The organism is Candidatus Saccharimonadia bacterium (assembly GCA_035544015.1).
Taxonomy (GTDB): domain Bacteria; phylum Patescibacteriota; class Saccharimonadia; order UBA4664; family UBA4664; genus UBA5169.
Map to the genome: position 1 here is coordinate 1 of DATKIP010000040.1, position 1,532 is coordinate 1,532.

2 protein-coding genes are annotated in these 1,532 nt (G+C 62.7%); one reads left to right on the forward strand and one right to left on the reverse strand.

Annotated features, from left to right (window positions below; genetic code table 11):
• Positions 1-41: 41 nt before the first annotated feature.
• Positions 42-536: a hypothetical protein gene (locus VMT30_02600; protein ID HVQ43831.1), complete on the reverse strand. Its 495-nt coding sequence runs from the start codon at positions 534-536 to the stop codon at positions 42-44.
• Here VMT30_02600 and VMT30_02605 point away from each other — a divergent pair.
• A partial coding sequence (locus tag VMT30_02605) for an IS110 family transposase (GenBank protein ID HVQ43832.1) occupies positions 535-1,532 on the forward strand: 998 nt, incomplete at its 3' end. The two genes, VMT30_02600 and VMT30_02605, sit on opposite strands and share 2 nt — an antisense overlap.

A 1,532-nucleotide genomic window follows, 5' to 3' on the forward strand; every position in this document is an offset into this window, starting at 1 on the left:
ATGATGTTTGGAGGGTCAAGAGGCGGCGGCCGCCAGCCCTCCTACCGGAAGAATCCGAAAAACGGGGGATCGGGATTGGGACGTGAGCGCGGCCGGCGCTGGGCGGGCTTCGGTCTGCTAATTTGAGAGGCGTAGGCATCCATCGCCGACCTGCGCTGGGCAGACTTGGCGGAGTTCGCGCCGACATCTGGCACCGTGGTGTCAGCCGCGGTCGGCTCGACCGCGCCCGGTTCGAAATTGACCGCACCACGCGGCCAGCTGAAATCGTCGGCCCGCCCGTGCCGCGCCGCGACGGGTTCGCCCTTGGTGATCGTGCGGGTGACGATTGTGTCGGTGGGGGGAGCAACGACGACGCCCCCAAGCAATTCTTCCGCGGCAACGGGCGTGACCGTAAGCGGCACGACCGGTCCCGCTACCGGCCGCTCAGCAGGAGCACTCGGCTTGGCTTTTGATGCTGTGGACGGCTCCTCCACCGGCACATGAGTGCCGAAGATGTGGGCGCTGTTAAAGCTCCCACGATTCGGAGGAGCATCCATGCAAACGATTACGACAATCGGTCTCGACATCGCCAAATCGGTCTTTCAGGTGCACGGCGTTGATGCTGCTGGCCAGGTGGTCATCCGCCGCCAGTTGAAGCGTCGGTACGTTCTGGCGTTCTTTCAGAAGTTACCGCCATGCCTGATTGGCATCGAGGCCTGCGCGTCATCGCACTATTGGTCACGCGAGCTCCAGGCACTGGGTCACACTGTACGACTGATGCCGCCGGCCTACGTGAAGCCTTACGTCAAGCGGCAGAAGAATGACGCCACTGATGCCGAGGCCATCTGTGAGGCTGTCGCCAGAGCCAACATGCGGTTTGTGCCCACCAAGACGCCTGAGCAGCAGAGCTGCCTGATGCTTCACCGCACACGGCATCTGTTTATTCGCCAGCAGACCGCGGTGATCAATTCGATCCGGGCTCACCTTGCCGAATTTGGTATCGTCGCGCCGGTCGGGCGCAAAGGAGTAACCGAACTGCTCCACATTGTTGCCGACCCGAGTGACAAACGGGTGCCTGAGGTTGCCCGCGCGTGCCTTGCCGCGCTCGGCAATCAACTGCTCAGCCTCAAGGAGCAGATTGTGGAGTTCGATCGGATGATCATGGTCTGGCACCGCTCCAACGAAACGAGCAAGCGCCTTCATTACATTCCCGGAGTCGGTCCGCTACTAGCAACCGCTTTGGTCGCCAGCGTTGCTGACCCCAGGACCTTCCGATCAGGACGCAACTTCTCGGCCTGGATCGGGCTCGTTCCGACGCAGCACTCGAGCGGGGGCAAGGATAGGCTCGGCAGCATCAGCAAACAGGGTGACCGCTATCTGCGCAGCCTGTTCGTGGCCGGTGCACTCGCCGTCATCCGCTATGCCAAGATCCACGGCACCAAACACCGCCCGTGGCTCACGGCACTGTTGACCCGGCGACCGACCAAGGTCGCCGCCATCGCGCTTGCCAACAAGCTTGCCCGAATGGCCTGGGCCATGATGGCTAGGGGCGA

Coding starts and splice junctions, on each gene's coding strand:
- VMT30_02600 (HVQ43831.1), bottom strand. CDS start 536: ATGGATGCTCCTCCGAATCGTGGGAGCTTTAACAGCGCCCACATCTTC.